The 25,684-nt window shown below is 69.7% G+C and carries 25 protein-coding genes and 1 pseudogene; 18 read left to right on the forward strand and 8 right to left on the reverse strand.

Annotation, left to right across the window (positions count from 1 at the left end; translation table 11 throughout):
• Window positions 1-103: 103 nt before the first annotated feature.
• Entirely contained in the window at window positions 104-1,303 is a 1,200-nt protein-coding gene (locus tag ACWDEN_RS32050; RefSeq protein ID WP_450861288.1) for a glycosyltransferase 87 family protein, read from the forward strand.
• A 28-nt stretch (window positions 1,304-1,331) separates the two neighbouring features.
• Here the strand turns inward: ACWDEN_RS32050 and ACWDEN_RS32055 are convergent, their stop codons facing one another.
• Window positions 1,332-1,535 (reverse strand): hypothetical protein, encoded by a 204-nt coding sequence (locus ACWDEN_RS32055; protein WP_351606230.1) that lies wholly within the window; start codon window positions 1,533-1,535, stop codon window positions 1,332-1,334.
• Here ACWDEN_RS32055 and ACWDEN_RS32060 point away from each other — a divergent pair.
• Both ACWDEN_RS32060 and ACWDEN_RS32065 read left to right on the forward strand, forming a co-directional pair.
• Window positions 1,534-1,836 (forward strand): annotated as a pseudogene (locus ACWDEN_RS32060) (GntR family transcriptional regulator); the annotation flags it as partial. The gene ACWDEN_RS32055 and the pseudogene ACWDEN_RS32060 overlap by 2 nt on opposite strands.
• Window positions 1,837-1,897: 61 nt before the next feature.
• Window positions 1,898-2,491 (forward strand): hypothetical protein, encoded by a 594-nt coding sequence (locus tag ACWDEN_RS32065; RefSeq protein WP_450861398.1) that lies wholly within the window; start codon window positions 1,898-1,900, stop codon window positions 2,489-2,491.
• A gap of 719 nt (window positions 2,492-3,210) precedes the next feature.
• Here ACWDEN_RS32065 and ACWDEN_RS32070 read toward each other — a convergent pair.
• The gene (locus ACWDEN_RS32070) at window positions 3,211-3,780 is read right to left on the reverse strand and encodes a TetR/AcrR family transcriptional regulator (RefSeq protein WP_351606232.1); all 570 of its coding nucleotides are present in this window, start codon (window positions 3,778-3,780) and stop codon (window positions 3,211-3,213) included.
• 75 nt (window positions 3,781-3,855) lie between these two features.
• Here ACWDEN_RS32070 and ACWDEN_RS32075 point away from each other — a divergent pair, with 75 nt between their 5' ends.
• Window positions 3,856-4,707 (forward strand): patatin-like phospholipase family protein, encoded by an 852-nt coding sequence (locus tag ACWDEN_RS32075; protein ID WP_450861291.1) that lies wholly within the window; start codon window positions 3,856-3,858, stop codon window positions 4,705-4,707.
• 104 nt (window positions 4,708-4,811) lie between these two features.
• Here the strand turns inward: ACWDEN_RS32075 and ACWDEN_RS32080 are convergent, their stop codons facing one another.
• Window positions 4,812-5,345: a GNAT family N-acetyltransferase gene (locus ACWDEN_RS32080; protein WP_450861293.1), complete on the reverse strand. Its 534-nt coding sequence runs from the start codon at window positions 5,343-5,345 to the stop codon at window positions 4,812-4,814.
• A gap of 358 nt (window positions 5,346-5,703) precedes the next feature.
• Between ACWDEN_RS32080 and ACWDEN_RS32085 the strand changes: the two genes are divergently transcribed.
• The 3 genes from ACWDEN_RS32085 (at window position 5,704) to ACWDEN_RS32095 (ending at window position 8,287) form a co-directional block, all read left to right on the forward strand.
• Window positions 5,704-6,387: a protein kinase domain-containing protein gene (locus tag ACWDEN_RS32085; RefSeq protein WP_450861294.1), complete on the forward strand. Its 684-nt coding sequence runs from the start codon at window positions 5,704-5,706 to the stop codon at window positions 6,385-6,387.
• A gap of 342 nt (window positions 6,388-6,729) precedes the next feature.
• Entirely contained in the window at window positions 6,730-6,894 is a 165-nt protein-coding gene (locus tag ACWDEN_RS32090) for a hypothetical protein (protein WP_450861296.1), read from the forward strand.
• A gap of 310 nt (window positions 6,895-7,204) precedes the next feature.
• Window positions 7,205-8,287 (forward strand): PP2C family protein-serine/threonine phosphatase, encoded by a 1,083-nt coding sequence (locus tag ACWDEN_RS32095; protein WP_351606241.1) that lies wholly within the window; start codon window positions 7,205-7,207, stop codon window positions 8,285-8,287.
• A gap of 250 nt (window positions 8,288-8,537) precedes the next feature.
• Here the strand turns inward: ACWDEN_RS32095 and ACWDEN_RS32100 are convergent, their stop codons facing one another.
• Entirely contained in the window at window positions 8,538-8,891 is a 354-nt protein-coding gene (locus ACWDEN_RS32100) for a hypothetical protein (RefSeq protein ID WP_351606243.1), read from the reverse strand.
• Between the two features lie 286 nt (window positions 8,892-9,177).
• Between ACWDEN_RS32100 and ACWDEN_RS32105 the strand changes: the two genes are divergently transcribed.
• The 4 genes from ACWDEN_RS32105 (at window position 9,178) to ACWDEN_RS32120 (ending at window position 14,342) form a co-directional block, all read left to right on the forward strand.
• On the forward strand, window positions 9,178-10,218 hold the full coding sequence (locus ACWDEN_RS32105; protein ID WP_351606245.1) for a LacI family DNA-binding transcriptional regulator: 1,041 nt from the start codon (window positions 9,178-9,180) through the stop codon (window positions 10,216-10,218).
• 143 nt (window positions 10,219-10,361) lie between these two features.
• Window positions 10,362-12,152 carry an outer membrane protein assembly factor BamB family protein gene (locus ACWDEN_RS32110; protein WP_450861299.1) on the forward strand — a complete coding sequence of 597 codons (1,791 nt, stop codon included), beginning with the start codon at window positions 10,362-10,364 and terminating at the stop codon, window positions 12,150-12,152.
• A gap of 758 nt (window positions 12,153-12,910) precedes the next feature.
• Window positions 12,911-13,450, forward strand: a complete 540-nt coding sequence (locus ACWDEN_RS32115; protein WP_450861301.1) for a hypothetical protein — start codon at window positions 12,911-12,913, stop codon at window positions 13,448-13,450.
• A 331-nt stretch (window positions 13,451-13,781) separates the two neighbouring features.
• Window positions 13,782-14,342, forward strand: coding sequence for a nitroreductase family protein (locus ACWDEN_RS32120; RefSeq protein WP_450861303.1), 561 nt, complete (start codon window positions 13,782-13,784; stop codon window positions 14,340-14,342).
• Between the two features lie 396 nt (window positions 14,343-14,738).
• On the opposite strand, the gene ACWDEN_RS32125 is transcribed toward ACWDEN_RS32120, so the two are convergent.
• The gene (locus ACWDEN_RS32125; RefSeq protein ID WP_450861304.1) at window positions 14,739-15,140 is read right to left on the reverse strand and encodes a hypothetical protein; all 402 of its coding nucleotides are present in this window, start codon (window positions 15,138-15,140) and stop codon (window positions 14,739-14,741) included.
• Window positions 15,141-15,170: 30 nt separating this feature from the next.
• Here ACWDEN_RS32125 and ACWDEN_RS32130 point away from each other — a divergent pair, with 30 nt between their 5' ends.
• Together ACWDEN_RS32130 and ACWDEN_RS32135 are read left to right on the forward strand one after the other, a co-directional pair.
• Complete coding sequence (locus tag ACWDEN_RS32130; RefSeq protein WP_351606257.1) at window positions 15,171-15,323, forward strand: hypothetical protein; 153 nt, start codon at window positions 15,171-15,173, stop codon at window positions 15,321-15,323.
• Window positions 15,316-17,979: a lectin gene (locus tag ACWDEN_RS32135; protein WP_450861306.1), complete on the forward strand. Its 2,664-nt coding sequence runs from the start codon at window positions 15,316-15,318 to the stop codon at window positions 17,977-17,979. The genes ACWDEN_RS32130 and ACWDEN_RS32135 overlap by 8 nt, the downstream gene beginning before the upstream one ends.
• Window positions 17,980-18,030: 51 nt before the next feature.
• Here the strand turns inward: ACWDEN_RS32135 and ACWDEN_RS32140 are convergent, their stop codons facing one another.
• Window positions 18,031-19,461, reverse strand: coding sequence for a M14 family zinc carboxypeptidase (locus tag ACWDEN_RS32140; RefSeq protein WP_450861308.1), 1,431 nt, complete (start codon window positions 19,459-19,461; stop codon window positions 18,031-18,033).
• Window positions 19,462-19,898: 437 nt separating this feature from the next.
• A complete protein-coding gene (locus ACWDEN_RS32145; protein WP_351606265.1) occupies window positions 19,899-20,747 on the reverse strand; it encodes a LysR family transcriptional regulator in 849 nt (282 codons plus the stop codon).
• A 93-nt stretch (window positions 20,748-20,840) separates the two neighbouring features.
• On the opposite strand from ACWDEN_RS32145, the gene ACWDEN_RS32150 reads away from it, so the two are divergent.
• From ACWDEN_RS32150 to ACWDEN_RS32170, 5 genes are all read left to right on the forward strand, one after another.
• Window positions 20,841-21,716 carry an NAD(P)H-binding protein gene (locus ACWDEN_RS32150; protein ID WP_351606268.1) on the forward strand — a complete coding sequence of 292 codons (876 nt, stop codon included), beginning with the start codon at window positions 20,841-20,843 and terminating at the stop codon, window positions 21,714-21,716.
• Between the two features lie 990 nt (window positions 21,717-22,706).
• Complete coding sequence (locus ACWDEN_RS32155; RefSeq protein ID WP_450861310.1) at window positions 22,707-23,129, forward strand: hypothetical protein; 423 nt, start codon at window positions 22,707-22,709, stop codon at window positions 23,127-23,129.
• A 198-nt stretch (window positions 23,130-23,327) separates the two neighbouring features.
• Window positions 23,328-23,654: an ankyrin repeat domain-containing protein gene (locus ACWDEN_RS32160; RefSeq protein ID WP_351606274.1), complete on the forward strand. Its 327-nt coding sequence runs from the start codon at window positions 23,328-23,330 to the stop codon at window positions 23,652-23,654.
• 230 nt (window positions 23,655-23,884) lie between these two features.
• A complete protein-coding gene (locus tag ACWDEN_RS32165; RefSeq protein WP_351606276.1) occupies window positions 23,885-24,499 on the forward strand; it encodes a hypothetical protein in 615 nt (204 codons plus the stop codon).
• A gap of 177 nt (window positions 24,500-24,676) precedes the next feature.
• Window positions 24,677-24,826, forward strand: a complete 150-nt coding sequence (locus tag ACWDEN_RS32170) for a hypothetical protein (RefSeq protein WP_351606278.1) — start codon at window positions 24,677-24,679, stop codon at window positions 24,824-24,826.
• Between the two features lie 104 nt (window positions 24,827-24,930).
• Here the strand turns inward: ACWDEN_RS32170 and ACWDEN_RS32175 are convergent, their stop codons facing one another.
• On the reverse strand, window positions 24,931-25,494 hold the full coding sequence (locus ACWDEN_RS32175) for a transposase (RefSeq protein ID WP_351606280.1): 564 nt from the start codon (window positions 25,492-25,494) through the stop codon (window positions 24,931-24,933).
• Between the last annotated feature and the right edge of the window lie 190 nt (window positions 25,495-25,684).

The raw sequence follows: 25,684 nt of genomic DNA on the forward strand, positions 1-25,684 counted from the left end.
GGCGGGTGTAAGGCGGTTGACGGAGAGGCCCTGAAACGTGACGGTGTGGTGGCGGGGAACGGTGAGCGCGGGTCGCTCATGGATGCCGGTGGTGGCCTGGGCGGTGACGCGAGCGGTACTGCTGCTGACGCTCTTCGGCGCCCTGCGCTTCCCCGGTGACGACGTCCGCCCCGACGTGGTCGTGATTTACCACGGCTGGTACGAACGGCTGCTGACCGGCAGTTTTCCGGTCGGCGACGTCACCTGGCAGTACCCGCCCGCTGCGGCGGCGGCCTTCCTCGCCCCGGCACTGCTGCCGTTCCTGACGTACTCGCACGCCTTCTACCTGCTCGCCTGCGCTGCCGACGCGACGGTCCTGGCGATGCTGCTGCGGGCCGGGCGGGCCCACGGCCGGGACCTGGCCGGCGCCTGGCTGTGGGTCGCCGGGGTCGCCGTGCTCGGCCCGCTGGCGCTGGCCCGCTACGACGTGATGGTCACCGCCCTCGCGGTCGCCGCCCTGCTCGCCGCGGCCCGGCACCCTCGGGTGGCGGGCGCGCTGGCCGGGATCGGCGCGCTGGTCAAGGTGTGGCCGGTACTCGTGCTCGCCGGTGTGCGGCCGGGCCGCGCGACCCGCCGCTCCTGGGGGGCGGCGCTGGTCACCACCGTCGGTGTCAGCGCCGTGTTCGTGGCGTCCACCCGGGGACCGTTCGCGTTCCTCACCGAGCAGCGTCAGCGCGGTGTCGAGATCGAGTCGCTGGGCGCCCTGCCGTTTCATGTCCTGCGCTGGCTCGGCCTGTGGCACGGCACCTCCCGGCTGCACTATGGGTCGTTCGAGTTCCTCGGCCCGTATGTGCCCACCGCGGCCCGGATCGCACTGGCCTGCGCGGTGCTGGCCTTCTGCTGGCTGGTCTGGTGGCGGGTACGCGCCCGCACTTTCAGCGACGTCGTGCTCTACGACGCGGCGTTCGCCGCGGTGCTGGTCTTCGTCACCACCAGCCGGGTGATCAGCCCGCAGTACCTGATCTGGCTGCTCGGGCTCGGCGCGCTCTGTCTGACCAGCCGCTCCACCGTCCAGCGCCGCCCTGTGCTGCTCATCCTGGCCGCGTGCTTCTTCACGGTGCTCGAATTCCCCGTCGGCTTCGGCCCGGTCGTGCGGAGCAATCTGCCGGGCATAGTCGTACTGCTGATCCGCGACGGGCTGCTGCTCGTGGCGATGGTCTCGGCCTGCCGCCGGCTCTGGCGCAGTACGGCCTCGCGGCAGGGAGCGACGCCTGACGACGCGGCTTCCTCGGACGCGGACTACGCTGTGGCACAAGCGGGTTGAGCCACCTCAGGGCCAGGGGCCAGGGGCGTCAGCCCTCGCCCCGGTGGGTCCAGGCGTGGAGTTCGGCATCCACTGGGCGGTCCATGGCCATGGACATCTCCGACCCCATGACGTTCCTGGCGAGCGAACGCAGGCGTTCGAGGGCTTCGGCACGCTGGTTGCCCTCGCCGGGCGGCAGGTCCCGCGCGCGATGCGCCGCCGGACCGATGACATGGGCGCGGATCAGCACCATGCTCACAACCCCGGACGAGCAACGTGCCTACGAACGGCGGCAGCCGGCAGCCGGTAGCCGGCGAAGACGAAGAGCGGCGGCCAGGCCCGAATCTAGATTGGTGGTCGTGAACGACAGCAGAGGAATCTCGCCTCAAGAGGCCACCGACATCCTGCGGAAGCGGATCCGGCACGGCGAGTTCACCACGACCGGCAGACTGCCGTCCCAGGAGAAACTGGCCGAGGAACTCGGTGTGTCGCGCCGTGCCGTCCGCCAGGCCCTGCAGGCGCTGCAGGACGAGGGACTGCTGGGCAGAACCGGAAAAGGCGGCGTCGCCCGCCTCGCCGAACCGCCCGTCGCCGACGAGGTGCCGCAGCCCAGCCGTGCGCCTGGCACATCGGCTGGAGGCGGCGTTCCTGGCGCCCCACGTGCAGATCGACGCCGCATGTCTCACTGCCGAGTCGCTGATGGTCTTCATGGACGCTCCGCTGCGTCTCGTGGTATTGCGTCGAGCCGAACCCGATTCGGTCACGGCACGCATCATCCTGCCGGCCAGGGAACACAGACTTCTCTACCCCGCCCCCTTGCAGGGCTGGGGCAGGGACGCGGCCGTCGACGCGGCTGTCCATGAGCGCTCCGAGCGGTTATTCGACGCACAGATCGAGGTGCTCAGGCTCCAATTCGACCGCTTGCGGATTCGGCACGGAATCAACGCCGAGGTGAGGTTCCGCGTCGCGAACAACTCGCCCTACCAGCAGCTCTATCTGCTCAACAGGACAGAAGTTCTGTTCGCGCACTACAAGATGACGGAGCGGACCGAGGAGATCTATGGCAACGAGGTACCGTTGCGGGACACATCGGGAAGCCAGCACCTGCTCTTCCCCTTCGACGGCCGCCACAGTGAACGGGACAGCATGCTCGTTCGCGACACCCAGGAATGGTTCGACGCGTTCTGGGACGGCCTGGGCCCGATCTGATGAACACTTCGGCGACGGACCAGGGAACGAGGCGGGCACAGGCGGATCCGAACCGGGGATGTGCGCCACCGCGCCACCGGAGTATCCGCGTCCGCATGGTGAAACGTGGGGAAAGCGGGCCTTGGAGGGCTGCCCTGTGCGGGCATGCCGTCCCTTCTGTAGCCGATGTCCGTGATGACGGTGAACTGGCCGAGGACTCCGAGGCGGTAAGCGTGGCGGACGGCCGTGGTGGCGCGGGATGACTTCCTGCTGCGGGAGCCGTGGATCGTCGCGACGCCTACGTCTTCCACGGCACGGTCACCCTCGCATGCATGGTCCGTGCTGAGCATCGGGAGCTTTTCACTGGTCACCGGTCTGTCGATCACCGCCTTGCGGCACAACGACGACGCAGGGCTGCTGAAACCCGCCTACGTCGACCCCGACACCGGATACCGACGGTGCCGGTCCGGCCAGTTTGACGAGGCGCGTCTGTATGCCACGTCGCGCCGTCTCCAGGTTTCTCCAGGTTCCCGTCGATGCGATGCGCGGTTGGCGAACACGGCGCCGGTGCTGTGCTTGCTGAGCACCGGTGAGCGCCTGCAAGCCAGAGTCGACTCGCTGACGAAATTCATCGAGACCGTCGATGGATACTGCGATGGTCGCCCGGCAGCCGCGAACTACCGGGCACCCGAGGGGCAGTTCAGCGCAGCAGCGGCTCCCCGGGGGTGCGCGCCGAGAGGTCAGGGTGTGGGCGCCTGCAGGAGGGCGGCGAACTGCTCCAGGGCGAGATCGGTACGCTCGCGTTCGCCGGTGGTGGTGAGGTCGAACAGCAATCCTCGTATGACGGCCATGACGAGGGTAGGGGTGGCGGTGTCGTCGTTCCCGGTGGCGATGTCGGCGAAGACGGTGCGCAGTGGGCCGAACCAGTCGGTGACGGCCCCCGCCTGGTCCGGGTAGTGCTCTGGGTGAGCCAGCAGGTCGGCGTGGACTTCGAAGAACAGCCGGACGAACGGGGCGCGTTCGGGCGCACTCAGCCACGTCCAGATCCCGCGCAGCCGCTCCTGAACGGTGGCGCCGCTCGGCGGCAGGCCGTGCGCGAGGCGCTCAGCGCCGCGTCGGCGCGCCTCGGCGAGAACCGCGGCCACCAGTTCCTGCTTGCTGCCGAAGTCGTAGAGCAGCATCCGCGGGCTGGTACCCAGTGCCACGGCCAGCGGACGAAGACTCAACCCCGCCAGCCCCTCCGCGAGGACATGGTCGGTGGCCTGTGCCAGAACGCGGTCACGCCGGACGGGATCGGCAGGTCGTCCCACGGTGTGCACCGTCCTCTCGTGCGATAGTGCCGTGCAAGTATATGACACGGGTGTTTCACTAACAGAAGGAGAGCCGTGGAGACCGACGGCGTACACGAGCTCGACCGGGCACTGGTCCTGGGGCCCGGCGGGCGTCTTGGCACCGCATGGACGGCCGGACTGACAGCAGGCCTGCGCAGCTTCGGGGTGGACCTGGGCGAGGCCGATCTCATCGTGGGCACCTCCGCCGGAGCGATCGTCGGCGCAGTCCTCGCCACCGGGCAGGACCCCGCCCGCCTCGCCACCGCTTCCGTCCGGCGCCCCGCTGACGTTTCGTCCGCGCCGCGCCGCCCCGATCCGGCTGTGACGGGTGCGGTGTTCGCCGTCCTCGGCGCCCCGGGCCTGGACCCTGCCGATGCTCGTCGCCGGGTGGGTCGCATCGCCCTGGAGACAGTCGACGCGGAGGCGGAGAACCAGCTGATCGCCCAGCGCGCCGCGCTGATCGCTGCCGACAGCTGGCCGCGGCGCCCTCTGCTGATCCCGGCCGTTGACGCCGAGACCGGTGAGCCGATCGTGTGGGACGCCGCCGCGGGCGTCCCACTGGTTCGCGCGGTCGCCGCGTCCAGCGCCTTCCCCGGGATCGAGCCGCCAGTCGCCATCGGCGGCCGCCGCTACCTGGACGGCGCCCTGCGAGCCGGCACCAACACCGACCTGGCGGGCGACGCCCGCACGGTGGTGGTGGTCGACCCGCTCGCCCACCGCCACCCCCACCCCACAGTCGACGGCGCTCACATCCTGGCTCCCGATCCGGCCGCGGTGCGCCTCCTGGACGCCGAGCAGAGCGACCCTGAAGCGTGGAAGGCGGCCTACCAGGCGGGCGGGGCCCAGGCCCGCGCGGCAGCTGAGGGACTACGCGCGCACTGGCGGCCTGCCTCGGCCCGGGGCTGAAGGGACAGCATTCGTCGCCTGGTGTCCGTGCCGTCGTGACCAATGCGATCGGGAACGTCGGGACAGTGGTCGGCTGTCTTGTGGTGATCGACGGCTCGGCCGGTTCATGCCTGGAACTCGGTGAGATCGATGGCGTGAACGCGCAGCGGGTAGCCGTACACCGGGTGTACCGTCTCTCGCTCGGGCACCATGCCGAGCTTGCGGATGACGTTCTCAGAGGCGTTGTCACCCACCCGATTGATGCTGATGACGCGGTCCAGGCCGCGGTCCTGGAGAGCGAACTCAAGCGTGGCGTGGGCGGCTTCGGACGCGTATCCCTGGCCCCAGAACTGTGAGCCGATCCGCCAGCTGATCGCCACGGCCGGCATCACCTCCGGCATGAACTCGGGCACGGACAGTCCCGTGAAGCCGATCAGTTCGCCCGAGGCCAGCAACTCGACGGCGAAGAGTCCGAAGCCCTCCTCGTCCCACTCCTCCTCCCACCGCTCGATGTCCTCGGCCGTGTGGTCCAGGTCGCGTACCGAGCCGTCGTCGATCCAGCGCATGACCCGGGGGTCCGCGTTGATGTCCGCCATCGGTGCGAGGTCGTCGTCGTGCCAGCTACGGAGGAGGAGGCGGGGTGTGCGGATCTCGGTCATGCGCCCATCCTGCCGAAGGCGACGGCCTCATCGGTAATCCGGCACTCGCCCGCGCTACTGCCTCATGCCCTCCTCGTGCCCGGCCTGTCCCGGCTCTCCCAGCTCGCAGAGTCGTGTGGCGTTGGGCGCCACAGGGATGTGACGGCCCGGCACTCCGGCGCGCTGTAGGAGTGGGCCCAGGGACCCAGGGGCCTCGTGACATCCGCTCGCCCCCTATTCCGAGCGGGTGGTCGCGCAATGAGGGGCAGGCAGGTGAATCCCCCGTCGTCTGCCTGCCCCATGCGCATTCCCCCACGAAGGCTTCCGTGCAGGGTCTGCTGGCGGACCGCTACAAGTTGTAGGAGTTGACGTCGTCAGCATGTACGACTTCGGCGCGCACCATGACCAGCCCCACCTGGTCATGGAACTCGTCGACGGCTGGAACCTGGCCCAGGAACGCTCCCTGCGCGGCGCCCTGCCCCCGGCCGAGGCGGCCGCCATCACGGCCCGGGCGGCCGCCGGCCTCTGCGCGGCACACCAGGAGGAAGTGGCCCAGCGGGACGGCGAACCCACCAACGTGATGCTGGCCGCCGACCGCGCGGTGAAGATCACCGACTTCGGCATCGCACGCTTCCCCGAGGAGGTCGCTGGCGCCCTGACCGCCAAAGGCAAGATCATCGGCACTGCCGACCACCTGGCTCCGGAACGCGCGCTGGGCCGTCCCGCGCAGCCCGCGTCCGACGTCTACTCCCTCGGGTGCGTCCTGTACGAACTGCTCACCGGGCGGCCTCCGTTCAGCAGGGCCATGTCACCGGCCGTGGTCCAGCAGTACGTCAGTGCCACACCGGGCACCGGCCGACCGCCTGCGCCCCGGCGTACCGTAGCCGCTCTCCGACTACGTGCTGCGCATGCTCGTGAAGGACCCGGCCCACCGGCCCACTGCCGAGCAGGCAGCCGCTTGGGTGTCCGCGCAGCACGTCACACCTCGACCGGCCGAGCACGACGGCACCACCCTCATGCCCGCCCTGGCAACTCCATCGTCTCCGGCACTGCACGCCGGTGAATCCCGCGCAGCACGCACTCCCGCCCCAGCGGTCGCCGCAAACCGGCCTCCAAGGCCGTTCTCGCCGGCGTCGGCCTCGCGCTGGTCGCCGGGGCTACGGCCTCGGAGCCTCGCTGAATTCAGGTGCCACGGCGCCCACGTCTCCGGCTTCTCCCTCACCCGCTCGCATCGCATCAACACCCGCCGGTCGGACCCCGGCCACGCCTGGACGCCGGCTATGACTGCCAGCCCGTCTACACGGAGCCGGCCGAGCGCGGCATCACTGCCGAGATCACCGAGCGTGGCACCAGGACCCCGATCCGGGCCGACGGCCGCTGGGTTGTGGAGCACACGAACTCGTGGTTGAACAGCTTCGGCAGACTCCGGCGCAACACCGAACGCAGCCGGATCCGCGCCGAGTTCTACCTCGCCCTCGCCACAGCAATCATCACCGTGCGTAGCCTCATCCGGCGGGCCTGGTACACCCGCCGCTGGGACACCCGACCCGCCGGCTCCCGCATCCCATAACCCCAGCTCACGCCCGACTGGCGGACGCTCTCACTCGTGAGGTGCACCAGCACCTGGCTCCGTACGACGGGTATCCGGACGGCCGCGGCATCACACCGCGGATCGCCCGCCCGGGAAATGGACTCGAGCCGACCACTTGGCCGGCCAGCGGCCGCACGGCGTTCCCGAGCGTTTACAACAGCGCCGGGTGGAACACCCAACATCGGGGAGGCAGGCTGTAGTCATGCGGTCGCTCATCCGCCCGTCCAGTCCATCGGCGGCGGGCGGTCATAGCCCGATCCTCTGCAGAGTCGCGCAGTGTGTGCCATTCGTGATCATACTGCTCGCGCTGGGGATCGAGCTTTCCCCTGCACACGCGGTGATCACCGGTCCTCTCCTCGCCGCCATGCCGGCATTGGCCGCGCTGACGATGGGCCCCAAAGGCACCCTTTCAGCAGCGGCCGGAGCCTTCACCGTCACCGTCATGACGGCCACCCTGCACCACAGCTGGGGAGGCCAGGTCTACAGCAACCTCGTCTCCCTCCTCGTCGTGACGGCAGCAAGCGTCACCATGAGTAAGGCAATGCACACGCGCAGGCAGAGCGAGCTCAACCAGGTCCGCCGGGTCGCCGCTGCGGCGCAACGGGTTCTGCTGCGGCCTGTGCCACCCCGACTCGGTCCCGTCCAGATGGCCAGCAAGTACCTCGCGGCAGAGACGGGCGCGCAGATCGGCGGCGATCTGTACGAGGCAGTACACACCCGGTACGGGGTCCGGATGATCGTGGGAGACGTCCGCGGCAAGGGGCTGCCCGCCGTGCGCCTGGCCGCGGCTGTGCTGGGTGCGTTCCGGGAGGCTGCGCATTACGACGAGGATCTGGCGGAGGTGGTGAATCACTGCGCGGCAGCGCTGGAACGCGAGCGGGTGGCGCTCAGCGCGGTTGATCAGGCGGAGGAAGACAATCTGACCGAGGATTTCGTCACCGCACTCGTGGCTCAGGTATCAGACGCCTTCGTGGTCGAGGTGGTCAATCGGGGCCACCCGCCCCCGCTGGTGCTCCGCCGGGGAAAGGTAAAGGCCCTCCTCCCTGCCTCCCCGCTGCCGCCCCTGGGCCTGGAAGATTTCATCGCCGTTCCGCCTGCCCAAGCGGAGAGCTACCCATTCATACCCGGTGACCGTCTCCTGCTGCACACCGACGGCGTGATCGAAGCCCGCAGCCCCGACGGTGATTTCTTTCCCCTGCCCAAGACCGCGGAATCGGTGCACCCCTGTACCCCGTCCGAGTTCCTGGAGCAGTTGCACCAGGAACTGATCCGGCACACCCACGGCTACCTGGCGGACGATGCGGCGATGCTCCTCGTTGAACGGCTCAACGAAGGAGGCGAGAGCGGGCTGCATGGCCCCCACGCCCTCTGAGGTACTCGCGCCGGCCGCTGTGCCTGGCCGCCGGAGCCCGCCGCGGAGGCGGTAGCCGGCCGAACCCCCGCGACCAGCAGCCTTGCTCCGACCTCACCAGGACTCTCCTCCGGCTGTAGCCCATCGCGCCAGCAGTGTGCCCCGCATCCCACAGTGTTCGGGTAGCGCGCGCTACCTCTCTGATGAAGGAGAGTCCGCATGCTGCTGCGTGAAGTGATGTTCGCCGTCGACGCCGACGCACACGGCTACCTCACGGTTCGACGACGATGACGACTTCCCACCGGAGATGCCGTTCGGCTGGCGCGGTGGCCCCGTACGAGGCCATTGCTATCAGTCGGGTCCAGCCGGAACACGGCGGCTGGTACGTCGTACGTCGTACCAGTCGTCGGCGGAGTCGATGGTCCGCTCGTCCGTGCCAGTCGATTCGGCGCAGCACACAGCCGCGCAGGGGACGGTGGGCCAGGTCGAGGAATCGCAATTCCTCGGTGCTCTGGGACTCCGGCACCGCGACCAGCACGGTTCCGCCGGACACGATGAGGGCTGCGAGGCGTTGCGATCCCTCGCCGAAGAGGGATCCGGGCAGGTGATGAGGCAGAACAAGCATGTGACAGCGTCGTATATGCCGAGGGCGACGACGTCGGTGAGCGGGTCGGCCAGGGCGAAGCGTGCCTGGGGCGCCTGGCGGGGCGCATAGGTAAGCATGACCGCAGAGACATCGATGCCCGTCCAGTCCCCTTGCGATAGCCCGCTGTTCGCGACGCATCACGTGGAGTGCGCGGCGATTCTGGGGGACGGCTGGCACATGGCCGCTGACCTGCCGGTTCTTTCGCTTTCTCGCCGGGTGTGGCCGAGGGTGAGAATAGGTCCGTCGGGCGAGGCAGGGGATGGGTATGGCGAGTGAGGGCGGGCCGGTCACGTTGCGGGGAATCGCGGAGCGGCTGGGGCTGAATGTCTCGACCGTCTCGCGCGTGCTGAACGGATCGCGGGGCGAGCAGGAGCGGGCGGCGTCGCAGGAGACGGCGCAGCGCATCCGCCGCCTCGCCGAAGAGCTGGGCTACCGGCCCAATCCGCACGCCGCGAGCCTGCGCACCCGGCGCAGCAACCTGGTCGGGGTTCTCTTTCCGCAGCTGTCGGAGATAGTGGTGGCCACCATCTACGAGGGCATCGAGGCGGAGGCGACCGCGCGGGGCCTGTCGACCTTCGTCACCAACACCCACGACGCCCCCGCGCTCCAGCGTGAGCGGATCGGCATGGTGCTCGCCCGCCGCGTGGACGGGCTGATCATCGGCGACGCCCATCTCGACGGCGCGGTCCTGACCCGGCCCGAGTTGCGTGAGGTGCCGTTCGTCCTCGTGAACCGCCGCTCGGACATCGGCGGCGTGTCGGTGACGTGCGATGACAGGCTCGGCGGGCGCCTGGTCGCGGAGCACTTCCTGGCGCTGGGGCACCGGCATGTGGCCGTGGTGGCGGGCGAGCCGTTCGCCAGCACCGGCGCCGACCGAACCGCCGGGTTCGCCGAGCGCTACCGGGAGGCCGGACTGCCGATTCCCGCCGAGCGCATCCGCAACTCCTCCTTCGACATCGCCGGAGGCCGCCGCGCCGCCCTGGAGCTCCTGGACCGTCCCGACCGGCCCAGCGCCCTGTTCGCGGTCAACGACTTCGCCGCGATCGGCGTCGCCGGCGCCGCCCGCGACCTGGGCCTGATCCTCGGCACCGACCTGGCGCTGGCCGGTTTCAACGACACCCCGCTCGCGGCCGAGCTGCCCGTTGCCCTCACGAGCGTGCGGTCTCCCATGACCGAGCAGGGCAGGCGCGCGGTGCGCCTGCTGCTGCGCCGGATCGCCGGCGAGGCCCCTGCGTCCGAGGTCCTGGCGCCCAAGCTGATGGCGCGAACCTCCAGCGGGGCTGCGGTCGGGCCTCCGCTGGCCTAGCGGGGCGTTCGCAGGCCTTCCGGGACACGGCGCAGGCCTCGTCGTGCCGCGATGCCCAAACGATTGCGCCAAACGTTTGGGCACCTCATACTGAGCTCCGGGCAGGGGAGGGCGACGTGGCGCAGCCGGGGGAGGGATCGCCGATGACCGAGCCGTACATCGCGTGGACCTGGATCCCGGACCCGCATCGGCACCGCGTCCTGTCGGCGCGGTTCCGCGGCGGGGTCCTGGTCGTCGGCTACGGCTCGGACGGCGCGGCGGACTCCGGTGTCCTCGCCCTGGACCCCGTGGTCGGCCGCACCCTGTGGGCCCGCGAGGTTCCGGGGATGGTGGCCGGGCCCGGAGGCACCAGGGAGGTCATCGCGGTCCTGGACCGTGAGCGGGATCTGTACGGCTTCCGGCTGGGCGACGGTGCCCAGCTGTGGCGCCGACGAAGCGTCATCGGACCCGGGCGTCCGGCTGAGGACGCCAGGAAGTCGGCGGTGTTCCACGTCGGTACGGCGGCCCGTGGCAGGGACCTGTTCACCGTGACACGCGAGTGGACTCGTACCCTCGTCGGCATCGACGGGCCGGAGCGGGAGGCGTCGAACGAGATCGCCGTACTCGACGCCGACGGCCGTGTCCGCGACCGACGATCCGGTGTGTCGTACTACGACGACTCGTGGACCCGCCCGGTCCGGGAGTTCTCCCTCTCATGGCGCCGGATCGTCGCCCGCGACGTGGTCGATGCCTCCGTGCGCTGGCGCTCGCGCAAATGGCGGGGTTCCACGCGGGTCCACATCTGCGTTGACCGGGAAGCGGGCCTGGTGATCGGGGTCGGAGAGTACGGCATCAGGGCCTACGACATCGCCACCGGCTTCCCGCGATGGCGACGCCGTGGCGTGCGGGCGCGGCCGGGCGTGGCCTTCTCCCTCGTCGTTCGCAGTGCGGTGGTGTCGGACGGCGTGCTGTGTGTCGAGGCGGGTGGTCGCCTCACCGCGTTCCGGACCGCCACCGGCGTGCTGCTGTGGCGACGGGACATCGACGACGGGGAACACGACCTGCGGGCCGACCGCGGTGTGCTTTACCTGCTGGGCCCCCGGAACACGAATCTGCGGGCGTTCGCGGCGAGTGACGGAGCCGAGCTTTGGCACTGCACACCCGACGCCGCCCGTCCGAAGGCGCGGTACCTCATCGGTGTCCGCGACGGTTTCGTGTATGTGAGCGAGGGGGAGGCGATCCGTGCCCTGAGGGCCCCCGCCCCCGACAGGACCGTCCGGCCGGGCGGGGGCGAAACGGGGCTCGAGGTGTTCCACGAGACCGCCGAGGAGGCGGAGAGACTGGCCGTACCCCTCCCGCGCCTCGGCCGCCGCTTCCTGCTCGGCCTGGAGCGGGAGCACCGGGCACACGCCCCCGACGACGGCTCCTTCCACGTGGTCTCCGTGCGGGGCCGTGACATCGCGGTGGCGGAGTACGGCTCCCGCTTCTACGACGAGGGCATCCCCGTCCACCTCGCCGTGGACCTGCGTACGGGCGCCTTCCAGCACTGGCACGCGAACGCCGTCGAGAACCGCTCCCGGCCGTCGCTCGCCCTGGCGCGCCTCGTCCCCCCATGGGACCCCGTACGGCGCTGGCTGGCCGCCGGTCCCACGGCCGCGCCGGTCACCGTCACGATCCGCACTCGAGGGCAGCTGGCGCGCTTCAGCGCGGCCGAGATCGCGCGCGCCGATCGGCCCGGCCCGGCCGCCGTACCGCACCTGAAGGCCTCACCGCTGCTCACGCTCACCAGCCCACGTACCCGCTGCCTGATCCGTGACCACCCGGCGGAGACGCTTCCCTACCAGGCCCTCTTCGGACATCAGGTCCATGCCCCGACCCACATCGGCGCCGACCCGCGCCCCACTCCGGCGCCGGCCGACCGCCGCGGGCCGGCGCCGGACGGAACCGACGGCTGATCGCCCGCGAACGCCACCGCCTGGCCCACCTGCCCGGTGTGGCCATGGCGACCGGCTGCGTCACCATGAAGGCGCTCTCCGAGCAGCTCCATGGTGACGGTCCCCTCGCCCGGAGGCCGGCCCCCCTATTGCAGGCCCGTGAAGAACCTGACTCGGGGAGAGAGAACTTGAAGTCGTCACTGGTTATGTGGGTCGGTCGGCCCGCAAGCCGCGGCGGGCCAATCGGGCGGCCTCGGTCTTTACGGCGCCGGCGCTGGGCCATCACGTACACCGCGACGGGCTTCTCCTGCGGCGTGATCCGCCCGAGCTGCGGCACGATCGAGTCATCGAAAACCCAAAGGTGCTCCTCAGCCGATGGCCTGTGGTCGTCGACCCTGGGCGCCTGCAGGCGCAGTTGGGCAGTGCAGCGGACCGGCCCGACCCAGGCGGCGGCGCGCTCGGCGCGCGGCATACCGCCAGCGACCAGTCTCCGGGAGCCGGGGGTCGGCAAGAAGCCGGTCGGCGTCGGCGAGTCCACGGCCTGGTCATCTGCATAGGCCGCGAAACCTTACGCGGTCCGCTCGCCCGCCTGCCTCCGCCGGCGCAACGCCAACGCCCGTCACCGACGTCGGGGCCGCCGAACGCAAGGAACGCGCCCCTATCCGCAGCGAGAAAAGCCGCTGGCGCCGGCCGCCCTCTCAAACCCGCAGCCTGGCCGCAACCCAGCGAACCTGCGCGGTCGCAGCACCATCCCAGGTGGTCATGTCTACGCTGGCGGCGTGGCATTGGTGTGGGTGACGGGCAATTCAGGGACTGGTAAGTCCACGGTCTGTGGGGTGTTGCGAGCGCGTGGCTACGTTGCGCTCGACGCCGACGAGGACGGCTTCAGTGGCTGGATCGACCGGGCTGGGGGCGAGGTTGTGGTGGACCCTCCGTATCCGGTTCCCGGGGGCTGGCTCGACCGCTACGGGTGGGCGATCGTCCGTGAGCGCGTTGAGACCCTCGTCGAGGAGTCTCGTTTCCGAATCGCGTTCTTGTGTGGGTCGGCGGAGAACGAGGCTGACGTACGCGATCTTTTCGACCTCGTCGTGTGCCTGGTGATCGACGAGGACACCCTCCGCCACCGGCTCGCGACCCGCACCACGAACACATTCGGTCAACATCCCGAAGAGCTCGCAGCGGCCCTGAAGTGGAATCCTCGGATGCGTGCCATCTACGAAAGCCGTGGCGCGACGATCATCGATGCATCCAAGCCGGTGACCGAGGTGGTGGACAGTGTGATCGGCGCAGTTCAGGGGCTGACAGGGTCCACCCGATAACTCGGACGACGTCTGCGCGCCGCGTGGTCGCTCAGCGGCATTCCCGGAGTCCCACAGGGCACCTGTGCACCCGCCCCAACAGTGACGGTCACCGGGAACCATCCCGGCAGGAGGCGGAGTCGATCAGGATGGCCGTGACGCGGTCAGGGGCGTGGCCGTCGATGGGCGGGTGAGCGGCGCCGGTGCGTACGACGCCGAGCAGCGCGAGCGGGGCGGTCTGACTACGGAGGTGACGGCTTGGGCGCGCAGGGACGTCGCCGACGTCCCGTGAGAGGGCCCGGTGACGGCGGCGGCTGGAATACGGCCGCGCGGCGGCCGGTTGCCTCCGGACATGCGACGTGATCAGGAACCACCCGGCGACATCCACCCCCTGCTGGCCGGACGGTTCAGCCCCTCTCGGTTCGACCCGTCGGCCGCCGTGGACGACCACGCGGTCAGTCTGCTGCTGGAAGCCGCGCGGTGGGCGCCGTCCGCCGGCAACTCCCAGCCCTGGGGCTTCTTCCTGAGCCGGCCCGGTGAGCCGGAGCACGAGCGGGTGGTGCGCCACCTCGCCCCCAGCTCGGCCCGGTGGGCGGCGGACGCGGGCCTGCTCGTCGTCGCGCTGACGCGCCGCCACGTCGACGAGACGCAACTGCTCTACTCCGAGTTCGCGGACTACGACCTCGGCCAGGCCATCGCCCACATGGCCATCCAGGCCCAGGCGATGGGACTGGCCGCTCATCAGTTCCGCGCCTTCGACCTGGAGGGTCTCACCAAAGAGCTGGAGCCGAGCCCCGGGTGGGCGATCATCTCCATGATCGCGCTGGGCAGGGCGGCCGAAGGGCCGCCGGCGCGCCGCGACCGGCGCAGCATCGCCGATCTGCTGTCCGCCCCCTGGCCGCTGTCGGAGTAGCGCTGTCGCGTCATATCCGCAACGGTTCCCCGATGTTGGGAAAGCGGTTACCGAAGCGTAGCGAACGGACGTGCGCCACCTCTAGGCTCTGCGTGACCGCCGGGCACTGCGAAAGGGATTGACATGTACATGATCAGTCGAAGACCGCGAGCCGTGCGGCCGACCGTCGAGGCTCTGCCGCTCCCCGAGACAACGATGCCGGCCGCCCACTCCGAAGACCTTTCCGGGGCGACACCGGCCGAGGCTTCGGGCACCGGCATCCACAACACCTACAACGACAAGTCGGCGTACATCTACCTCGCCGATGCCTTGGACACCGGCACCTCCCTGGTGGAACTGGACACCTGGACCGTCCGCGTCGAACACGACGATCCAGGGGTGCAGGGTGGTGTCGCCCTACCGGGTGCGCGGGGCGACTGCCTGCGCGCCGAGGACACCGGAGAAGACCGTCCAGTCGATGGTCCCGGCGGCGAGGTCCTTGAGGTGCTGGGCGTAGACGACGTCCACCCAGGTGGAGGCGGGGGCGACGGCTTGCTCGAAGGTGCTGGGGATGATCTCCACGATCGCCATTCCGCTCAGGGCAGTGCATCCGGCCCGGTTGTTCGCGCGGCCAGCGGTGCCGAGGTCCGGGTAGCGGGTGCCGTCGCTCCTGCTCAGCAGGTCGGCGGGGGTGTGGAGGACGCTGCTGAGGTGGGCCTTGAGGTAGGCGTCGAACGAGGCCGGGTTCATGCCGAGGGTGTTGTCGAACCCGACGCCTGGGCGGGCGACGGCGACACGCAGCGGTACGCCACCAGTCACCACCTGACGGTCGTCACCCACGGCTACGACGTGTCGCCCACCCTCAGCTCCTCCGACCCCTCCCTGGCCGATGCCCGGGCACGCCTCGGCGAACTCGCCGCCGACGGGGCCGCGTACATCTCCACCCACTGGATCACCATCCCGTCGAACGACGTGCTCGGCGAGGTACTCGGCCGTGGCTGACACCCTGCGCTCGCGCACCCTGACGCGGGTGCTGGCGGCCGGGGCGATGGCGCTCGCCTTCGCCCTGCCGGGCCAACTCGCCCCGGCGGCACGGGCCACAGCCGTGACCGACCCCGTGCCGTTGGTCAACCCCTACATCGGCACCGGCGCGAACAACGACTTCAGCGCCGGGAACACCTTCCCCGGAGCCGACGTCCCGCACGGCATGCTCCAGTGGTCCCCGGACACCACCTCGCGCCCCAAGGGCGGCGGGTACAACTACGGGGACTCGGCCGTCTCCGGCTTCAGCCTCACCCACGTCTCCGGCGTCGGCTGCGACGCTGCCGGGGACCTGCCCATCCTGCCGGTGGTCGGCTCGATCGGCTCCGACCCCGGCGCCACGACGGAGTCGTTCTCCCACAGCGACGAAACGGCGACGGCGGGCTCCTACTCCGTCGCCCTCGGCAACGGCACACACGTGTCGCTCACCACGACCACGCACGCCGGAATCGGCCAGTTCACGTTCCCCGCCTCCACCCAGGCCGACCTGCTGCTGAAACTGAACGGCACGCAAACCCCGTACGCCTCCTCGACGCTGAACGTGACCGGCGGCGACACGGTGACGGGCTCGGTGACCAGCACCGGCTTCTGCGAGGCGACCAACCCCATCACCGTCTACTTCGCCATCACCTTCGACCACCCCTTCACCGCCGGCGGCTACAGCGGCGGCGAGTACCTCACCTTCGACACCACCAGCAGTCGGACGGTCGAGGCCCGGGTGGGCATCTCCTACACGTCGACGGCCGAGGCCGCCGCCAACCGGGACGCGGAGGTCACCGGCAAGAGCTTCACCGACGTGAACTCCGCGGCGACGACGGCGTGGCGCGACGCACTGTCGAAGATCACGGTCAGCGGCGGCACCGGCGACCAGCAGCGCATCTTCTACACCGCCCTCTACCACGCCTCCCTCTTCCCCAGCGTGGTGAGCGACGCCGACGGCTCCTACCGTGGCTACGACGGCGCCCTGCACACCGTGACCAGCGGCCACAGCGCCCAGTACACCGACTTCTCCAACTGGGACACCTACCGCTCCCAGGCACAGCTCACGGCGCTGCTCGACCCGTCGGCGGCCTCCGACATGGCGCAGTCGATCGTCAACGACTACAGGCAGGGCGGCACCCTCACCAAGTGGGGCATGGCCACCGGCGAGACCCACATCATGGTCGGCGACCCGGCCGTGCCCGTGCTGGCCGACTACTACGCCTTCGGCGCACGCGACTTCGACACCTCCACGGCTCTCGCCGCCATGATCGAGGAGCAGACCACCGACACCGACGTCACCCCCGGCGTGACGTACCTGGACTCCTTCGGCTATCTGCCCACCAACTCGCTGTACGGCTGTTGCCACGAGTACGCCACCACCTCCACCCAACTGGAGTACGACACCGACGACTTCGCCCTGTCACGGTTCGCGGGCGCACTCGGCGACAGCGCGAACCGGAAGAAGTTCCAGGACCGGGCGCAGGACTGGGAGAACGTCTTCAACACGTCCTCCGGCTACCTCCAGCCCCGGCACTCCAACGGCCGCTGGATGGACGGCTTCAACGCCAAGTTGATCACCGGCACGGCAGCCAACGACTTCGCCGAGGGCGACGCCTTCACCTACACGCCGATGATCCCGTTCAACCTCGCCAAGCTGGCGTCCCTGGAGGGTGGCACTTCGTCCCTGGCGTCGTACCTGGACGGCGTGCTCAGCGGCTACCAGGGTCTGGGCAGTGTCATCGGCACCCAGTCCAACATGGGCAACGAGCCCAGCATCGGGCTGCCGTGGGAGTACGACTGGGTCGGCGAGCCGTACAAGACGCAGTCCACGGTGCGTGCCGTGCAGGACCAGCTATGGACCGACGCCGCCGGCGGGGAGCCCGGCAACGACGACCTCGGCGAGATGAGCGCCTGGTACGTCTGGTCCGCGCTCGGCCTGTACCCGGAGACGCCGGGCACCGCCGACCTGGCCATAGGCAGCCCCCTGTTCACCTCCGCCGTCGTCAGCGCAGGCGGGCACACGCTGACCGTCAACGCCCCTTCTGCGGCGGACGGTTCTCCGTACGTGCAGGCACTGACCCTCAACGGCGGCACCTGGAACAAGGCCTACGTGCCGGCGTCCTTCCTCGGCACGTCCACCGAGCTGGACTTCACCCTCTCCTCGACCGCCGACACCTGGTGGGCGGCGGATGCCTCGGCCGCACCGCCGTCCTACGACGGCACCCCGGGCACGGGAGTGGCCCAGCCCAGCGGTCCGCTCACCGAGACCCTCACCGGCAAGTGCGTCGACGACGCAGGCTCCGGTACGGCGAACGGCACGCCTGTGCAGATCTACGGTTGCAACGGCAGCGCTGCGCAGACCTGGAAGGTCGTCCCTGACGGCACCCTCCAGGTACTGAACGACTGCATGGACGTCACCGCCGGCGCCACCACCTCCGGGGCAAAGATCCAGCTGCACACCTGCAACGGCACCCAGGCCCAGCAATGGCGGCCCGACAGCTCGGGTGAACTCGTCAATCCGGTCTCGGGTCTCTGCCTCACCGACTCCAGCAACGGGGCAACGAGCAAGACCCAGTTGACACTTGGGACGTGCACGGGGAGTGTCGGCCAGCGCTGGACTGCGCCGACCGCGTAAGGGGCGGTGGGTCCCTCACGCCGAGACCGTGGGAGGGACCCACCCTGGAGGTCAGCGGCGCGCGTCGGACGTGGTGGTGTAGGGGGCCGCTGCGTGCTGGGCGGCGTAGAGGAGGGCCGGTTCGATCTTCGGCCAGAAGTAGCTGTCCTGGCAGGAGAACGGCGGAGTGAAGCCGTCGCAGCCGACGCCGTCGCTGTCGCCGATCTCGATGGTGAAGCTGGCCAGGCCGAGCTTGTCGTACGTCCAGTCGTCGGTGCCGCCGGAGGCGTTGTAGAGGATCTCGCCCGCCTGGCCGTACTGGTAGCCGGTGAGCGAGGCCATGTGGGCGGCCAGCGCGCGCAGGGCGGTGTCGTTGCCGGTGTGCACGGTGGAGTCGTACTCCCAGGGGAAGAGCACCATGCTGGCGTCACTGTGCATCGTGATCATCATGCCCTTGGCGTTCGACGGGGCCGGGTCGGCGTCGCCGGTGCCGGTGCGCACCGCCGGGAACAGCTCGCGGAAGAGGCTCTCCAGAGCGGTGTTCTCCACCTCGGAGTCGGCGGCCGGGCCGCCGTAGGTCTGGTCGCACGCTGCGCTGGAGGTGCCGGAAGCGTCCCAGTGGGAGCCGGTGTTGCGGTTGAGGTCGACCCCGATCTGGCTGTAGGCGCTCACCCCGCACCGGGAGCCGTGCGAGTCGTCGGCGTTCTTGCGCTGCAGGACGGGGTTGTCACCGCCCGCCGCGACCATGTCGACGCCGTCGGGGTTGGCATCGGGCACCACCCACATCTCGGTGGTGTCCATCAGCTTGGTGATCGCCGAGTCCTTGCCGTAGTTGCTGGTCAGCGCGTCGATCCAGCGCCACGACATCTCACCGGTCGTCAGTTCACGGGCGTGGATCTGGCTCATCAGGAAGAACCGCGGCTTGGCCGAGTTCGGGCTGAGGGCGCAGTCGCCCGTCTGGATCTTGGTGATGCATATCGCCTTGAGATCGCGGCCGCCTCGCCCCCGCTGCTTCAGCCACGACCGACCATAGGTCACCACCTTGGCGAGATCGGGGTGTTGGGAGGCGGTGTCGTCCAGGTGGGAGTACTGCGCGGTGACCGTGTGGTAGCCGCCGTCGAACGTGTCACCCGCGGCGGCGCGCGTCACCGCGGTGGGGGAGGGGATCGCCTCGGTGAGCGTGGAGGCGATGGCGGGGGTGAAGCCGAGCCGGCGCAGTCCGGCCGCGGTCGACGTGTCGCCGGAGACGAACAGGCTGTTGCCGTCCCGCTTCTCCAGCAGATCGTATCCGGAGTCGGCGAGGCGCTCGGCATCGGCGAGCGGATGGCGCGTGGGCACACGGTAGATGACGACCGTACGGTGCCCGCCGTGGGGGCGGCCGGTGGTGGTGGCGTGGCCCGCTGTGGCGTCCGCGCCGGTGCCGGCCAGTGCCACCTGCGGCAGCAGGGCTGTGGCGACGATGACGGCACCGGCGGTCAGGCCCGCCAGGCGTTTGTATGCCATGGAGGTGACCTTTCGTGGGGGATGGACGCATCCAATATGGCATGTTCATGGTGAGAACGACATGGCTGGTGCGGTGCGGCCCCGGGTTGTCCTGAACGCGGGTGCGCGGGTGCGCGGGTGCGACGAGGAAGGCGCGAGGTGACGCGTGCGGCGCCGGATTGACGAGGAGTCAGCGCGGCGGCCGTGACGACGGCCGGGCACCGGGTGCGGTCAGCCGCGCACGTGCAGCCCGAAACCCGTGGGGCCCGCGCGCTCCACGCCCTACCCGGCGCTCGGCGCGGTCTTCCAACGCATGGCCCAGCGGGCCTGGTTCAGACGGTTGACGCAACACGACGAGCGTCGTCAGTTCGCGGAGCCTGATCCAGGCAGTGGCCGAGGGTGCGACCGCCCAGCGCACTCCTCCCGGCAACGACACCAGCCCTCGGTGGCGCGCACCACTATCCGTGCGCTCCGCCCACCGACGTCGCTATGCGGACCAGCGCCGCCGTCGCCCTGGAACGGGACTGTTGAGGCCAGGCGATCGACAAGGTGGCCGGGGGTGCGTCCGGGACCTCGCGGTACGCGATGCCCGGGCGCGGGTATCGGGCGCACACGGATTCCGGGAGCAGGGTGACGACGTCTCCGAGTTCGACGAGCTTGAGCAGTTGGGCGAGGTCCTGGATCGCGTACCGGTCGACGATCCTGTCGAGGTGGCGGGACAGGCATCCCTGAGTGTTGTGCTCGCTGCGTGGGAGACCGAGGTCGGCGAGGGCGATACGGTCCCTGGCGGCCAGTGGGTGGTTGGCCGGGAGAGCGGCCAGGCGGCGTTCGACCGTCACCAGCTCCGTGTCGAGACCGGTGCGGTCGAACGGTTCGTAGATCAGGGCCGCGTCGGCTTCGCCCCGACGCAGCAGGCTGGGCTGGTCGCGCCAGCCGGAGAGGCGGATCGTGACCGGTTCGGCCGCGGGTTCGGTGGCGTACCGGGCGAGGATGGACTCCAGCAGGCCTCCATCACCGTCGGCCTTCACTGCGAGCACCAGCTTCGGCTCGGCCGCGCGTTGTGCCCGGCGCCCGGCCGCCTGCAGGGCGTCCAGCGCGGTCCGCGCCTCCGCGAGCAGTACGGTGCCGCACGGGGTCAGTGTGACGCTGTGCGTGGTGCGTTCGAAGAGGGTGACGCCCAGCTCCGCTTCGAGGTTGCGGATGGCGCGCGACAGGGGAGGGGCGGAGATGCCGAGGCGTTCTGCGGCGCGGGCGAAGTTGAGTTCCTCGGCGACGGCGACGAAATAGCGCAGCGGGCGGGACTCCACGGCCTGGCACCTCCGATTGGTATGTCCGTGAGGGTAACAAGCAGGATCCCTGCGATCCTTCCGTCCTGCCGGGCCGGATCAGATGCTTCTTCCATGATTGTCATCACCACTCCCACCGGCCAGATCGGCCGACAGGTCCTCGACGCCCTGCTCGACAGCGAGCAGCCGGTCCGCGTGATAGCCCGTGACCTCTCCCGGCTTCCCGCCCGGGTGCGCGAGCGGGTCGACGTCGTCCCCGGCTCGCACGGCGACCTCGATGTCGTCATGGAGGCGTTCGCGGGCGCGGACAGCGTGTTCTGGGTCGTCCCGCCGGACTCCCGGGCGGACAGCGTCGAAGGCCACTACCTGGACTGGACCCGTCCCGCGTGCGAGGCGATCACCCGTCACGGCGTCAAGCGCGTCGTCGCCGTATCGACCCTGGGCACCGGGATCGAGAAGAACGCCGGGCACCTGACGGCGTCCCTGGCCAAGGACGATCTGATCAGGTCCACTGGGGTGAGCTTCCGGGCGCTGGGGGCGGCGGCCTTCATGGAGAACCTGCTCTGGCAGGTCGAGGCGATCAGGAACCAAGACACGTTCTTCCTCCCGTCCGTGGCGGACCGGGTCCTCGCGACGATCGCCACCCGCGACATCGCCGCGACGGCCACACGGCTGCTGCTCGACGACTCCTGGAGCGGGCAGGACGGCGTTCCGCTGGTCAGCCCCGACCGCATCTCCCCCGACGACATGGCTCAGATCATCTCCGAGGTGCTGGAGCGGCCGGTCCGGTACCAACAGGTGCCTCTCGACGCGTACAAGGAGACGGCTGTGGGCCGCGGGGCCAGCGAGGCCTGGGCACAGGGCCTGGTCGACATGGCCGCGGCCCAGATCGCCGGCGCGTACGACGCCGAGCACCACTCCGCCGAGCCCTCCCCCACCGGTTTCCGCCAGTGGTGCGAAGAGGTGCTCCGGCCGGCTGTTCTGGCCTGAGAGCCGTGGCGGCCGTCGGTCTCGGCGTGGCTTTCGGCGTCTCAGCGGATCACCGGGTATTCGTCAGCCGTCATAGGAAGGCGGACAGGTCCTTCGCCGCGTCAACCCAGGAGTCCCCGGTCGCGCGCTGCCGGGCGGGTCAGTCCGAGCAGGCCGGCGAAGACCGCGGAACGATGCTGCATGCCGGATCTCTCGTGATCTCGAAGGGGTGAGGAGTGGGTGCTTGGCCCTTTGCCGATGCGCGGCCGCCTGGTGAGGACCCCGCCGTGGCCTTGTGGCCGGGCGGGGTTCGCGCTACGCGGCCGGCCGGCCGGTGTACGGCAGCGGGTGGGGTGGCGGCGTCGTAGGTGTCGGGGCTGGGCTCGAGCCGCTGTGGCAGGAGTCGCGGCAGCCCTGGGGGAGCAGCGGTACTGGCGCAGGGCACTTGTTCTCGGGGTGCGGCATTCGGGTCCGGGAGCCGAGGCTGCGGTCGCTGGAGGCTGTGCGAGGCCTTGAGGCAGTGGAAGTGGCGGTTCCCATTCGTGTCGGGACCGCCACTTGTCGGGTGCAGAGTGTCAGGCCGCGCGGACGGAGTGGGAAACGTTCGGGTGGATGCGCATCGGGTCACCGCGCAGTCCTAGGCCCGCGTCTGGTGGGTCCAGCAGGCGTGTCTCGGCGCTTGTGGTCGATCGCGGCCCGCCGGCGGTGACCGGATCACCCGGTGAACTGACACGGACGCGCTGAAACCGCGGTGCATGGCGCAGCGTCTTGATGCCCAAGGCCGGGAGAACGTGTCGGAGTCACGCCATCTCGGGCCTATGCGGATGTATCAAGAGAGGCTGATTCGACATGACACGCCGGAACCGTTCCCTGTACCGCGGCGCCGCTCTGGGGATGGCCGCTGCCGCAGTGGTCCTGCTCACAAGCTGCACGCAGAACAGCACCACAGCGAACAGCAGTTCTCCGAACGCGAAGCAAACGCCTTCCTCATCGGCCGTAGCATCCACGACGGTGGGCACGTCGACCGGGCACACCGCTGCCGGCTCCTCGGCCAAGACCGGCGGCTGCCGGTCGCTGCCGGCGTCGCCCACTGTGAAGGCGAGCGTCACGGCGGCCTACCGCAGACAGACCCAACCGCCCCTCACCCACATTGCTCCGGTCAAGGGCACGTTTTATTACGGCAGTTGCGGCGGCGTGCTCTACGCGGGAACCCGCTTCCACCTCACTGCCGGCAGCACGGAGGCGGAGCAGGTCGCCCTGCAGGACGACGGAGCCGCGATGAAGTACTTCGTCGATCGCACCGGCGCCGGTTGGCGCTACGTGGCCAGCGACAGCTTCCCCGCCGGCCCTCGGGGGTGTGCCGCCATCGCCCAGATCCCGGCCCACCTGGCCGCCCTGTGGAACGACTGCCAGTCCACGGCAGGCCACGAGTGACCTCTGAAGCGAAGTAGCCCATGCCCCGATCGCCGTCAGCGGCGCAGACGAGGAGGACCGTGCCCTCTCGTTTGCCCACGGTGCCGCGGTAGCGCTGGACGACGGTCGTACCTGGCGGTGTTCACATCGCCGGTTCCTGGACGTGGGGGCCGGGGGTGCCCCTATGCCCTTCGTCAAGCTGTCGTGATGATGGGTGGCATGTTGGATGAGGGCCGTGGGCCGGGACGTGAGAGCCGCCAGGAGTGGACGCCGCTGCACTTCGCGGCGGACGAGCAGGATGCCGCGACTGTGGGCTCTCTTCTGGCCGCGGGTGCGTGGGTGGATGCCCCGGATGGGCAGGGTAATACGCCGTTGTGGCAGGCGGTGTTCACGTATCGAGGTGATGGTGCGGTGCTGTCGTTGCTGGTCAATGCCGGCGCCGATCCCGACAGGGGCAACCTTCATGGTGTGAGCCCGCGGCGTCTTGCCGACTGGCGCGTCGGTTCGGATGTCGTGGTGCATCTCGGCCAACGTCCCGCCTTCTAGGGCTGTTTCTGCAGGTCAGCCCGATTTGGCAGGGTGGGGTTCGTAGATGGTTCCGTCGCGGAGCATCGCGAAGAGGACGTTTCGGCGAGCAGGTGCTCCCACCCTCGAGCACCGGGTGGGGAGACTCAAGGCTCTGGCCGCAGTTCCGTGAATCCCGGCTCTGCCTGGTATCCGACGCTGCCGTCGGTGCCCGCCACCTTGGAGCTTGGACAATCGGTACGCTGACCCCCATGGGGCTGGACATCACGGTGATGATCGCAGACTGGTCATGGCTGAGGGAGGTTCCGCCCCGGGAGCGGCTGCCGCGGCTGCGGAACGCCTGGTATGCCGATGAGACGGGGCTGTGGGATCACGACGCGCCGGAGGTCGAGGGCGACTGGGAGTGGCCACGGGGACCCAACAGCGCCTTCTTCGCTGTATACGAGTTCCGGCACACCTGTGGCTCGTTCAAGGCGCACTTCTGGGCCGGGCAGCGGTGGGAATCCGTCCGCGACCATGTTGATCCCCTGGTGCGGGCCGAGCTGGACACGTTGTTGCTCGGGTTGATCTGGATCGGGCTGGACGGTGAGGCGCAGCACACGGATCCGGACTGCTTCAGCGACGACCCCAGCGTCTATGGGCTGCTGCTCGCACAGCCGCCAGACGCCGTGAGGGAACTGGCTGCGACCTGGGAGCGGGTACGGCCTCGCCTTGACAGGATGCAAAGAGCCTTCACCGAACATGCCGCCGATCCCGAAGGATGGGTCGGCAACTTCGGCGCGTTCACAGACCTGCTGGCGGAGTGGGGCCACGTCCTCACCGAAGCCGCCCGACGAGGCTGGGGCGTCGTGGGGCTGAGCGAGTAGAGCAAGGACGTCCCTTCGAAACCGGGCCTCAACCGTCCTCTTCGCCACGGCAGAAGAAACCCTGCCGGAAAGATTGCCTGTTTGCGCCACTGACCTGGGGATTCGAAAATTTTCTGACCGCGATTCCTCGTGTCCTGCGGTCCACGGGGGAACCCTGGAGTCAATGGGCTCGGTCTGGTGGTGCGGGTACAGGAGGTCGCCGACCGCGCGGTGACCCGGCCGGTCATGGTGGCCCGGGCCTGGGCCGACCGGTGCACCGACGACTGGGAAGGCGCGATCCCGGAGTGTGAGTGGGTTGGCCGTCAGTGGACCTACCCGAGCCACTGAGAGCACTTGCCCTGCCCGGGCACACGTCGAATTGGCGTGGCTGGCAGCCTCCCTTCTAGCCCGGGCCGCTCTCTCGACGAAGCTCGGCCCAGAAGCCGTGAAGATCACGGGCGGGTGAGGATTCGGATCCGCAGGAGCCGGAACGAGGCCTGGCCGTACATGGCTCGCTTGATCGTTTTCACGCGATTGACGTGGCCTTCGACCTTGCCGGAGCTCCATTCGTGGGTGAGCCCGGCGGTGACGGCGTCGAAGTCCTGGCGGAGGAAAGCGGCGAACTTGGCGACGGGGGTAACGTCGGATTGTTCGGCCTGGCGGATCCAGGCGGGCAGCAGTTGGCCTCGACGGTTGCGGACGAGGTCGGTGAAGGCTCGGTCGAGGTCGCAGGCCCGCGCGATGTCCGGGCAGGCGAGGCGGGCCTGGTCAAGGTGCTCAATCTCCCGGGCGCTGAGGAGGTCTCGGTTGCGCATGATCCATGCAGTGATCCGGCGCGGGCTCGGAATTTCCGTTGGTGCGGCCGGAGCCGTGCCGGCTTTCAGGGTTCGCAGGTAGGGCGTGAGTGTCGAGTAGCCGCCGCGGAATCCGCGTTCGCGGATCTGCTGGAACAGCGTGCGGCCGCTGGTGGTGTCGGCGGCGTACTGCTGCTGCAGGTACGGCTTGAAGGCATCCAACTTCTCGGGGCGGCGGTCACGGGCGCTGTCGAGGAGGGCGGTCGCTCTCGGGGGCCACCGAGGATCGCAACGGGTCGGCACTCCACAGCGGGTAGGACCGCAGGGCTGTGGCGGTCGCCCTCTGGAGCGACCGGGGATCGCAGCGAGGTGAACTGGCGGCGGGCGTGGCGGTGGTCCTTCGGTGCGACCG

It is taken from the genome of Streptomyces sp. NPDC001153, assembly GCF_053598315.1.

Bases quoted from the DNA above. Each gene is read 5' to 3' on its own strand.
- ACWDEN_RS32105 (WP_351606245.1), top strand. From the start codon at position 9,178: ATGGCGAGTGAGGGCGGGCCGGTCACGTTGCGGGGAATCGCGGAGCGG.
- ACWDEN_RS32110 (WP_450861299.1), top strand. From the start codon at position 10,362: ATGACCGAGCCGTACATCGCGTGGACCTGGATCCCGGACCCGCATCGG.
- ACWDEN_RS32085 (WP_450861294.1), top strand. From the start codon at position 5,704: ATGTACGACTTCGGCGCGCACCATGACCAGCCCCACCTGGTCATGGAA.
- ACWDEN_RS32150 (WP_351606268.1), top strand. From the start codon at position 20,841: ATGATTGTCATCACCACTCCCACCGGCCAGATCGGCCGACAGGTCCTC.
- ACWDEN_RS32165 (WP_351606276.1), top strand. From the start codon at position 23,885: ATGGGGCTGGACATCACGGTGATGATCGCAGACTGGTCATGGCTGAGG.
- ACWDEN_RS32160 (WP_351606274.1), top strand. From the start codon at position 23,328: ATGTTGGATGAGGGCCGTGGGCCGGGACGTGAGAGCCGCCAGGAGTGG.
- ACWDEN_RS32080 (WP_450861293.1), bottom strand. From the start codon at position 5,345: ATGACCGAGATCCGCACACCCCGCCTCCTCCTCCGTAGCTGGCACGAC.
- ACWDEN_RS32120 (WP_450861303.1), top strand. From the start codon at position 13,782: ATGCGACGTGATCAGGAACCACCCGGCGACATCCACCCCCTGCTGGCC.
- ACWDEN_RS32140 (WP_450861308.1), bottom strand. From the start codon at position 19,461: ATGGCATACAAACGCCTGGCGGGCCTGACCGCCGGTGCCGTCATCGTC.
- ACWDEN_RS32100 (WP_351606243.1), bottom strand. From the start codon at position 8,891: ATGCTTGTTCTGCCTCATCACCTGCCCGGATCCCTCTTCGGCGAGGGA.
- ACWDEN_RS32055 (WP_351606230.1), bottom strand. From the start codon at position 1,535: ATGGTGCTGATCCGCGCCCATGTCATCGGTCCGGCGGCGCATCGCGCG.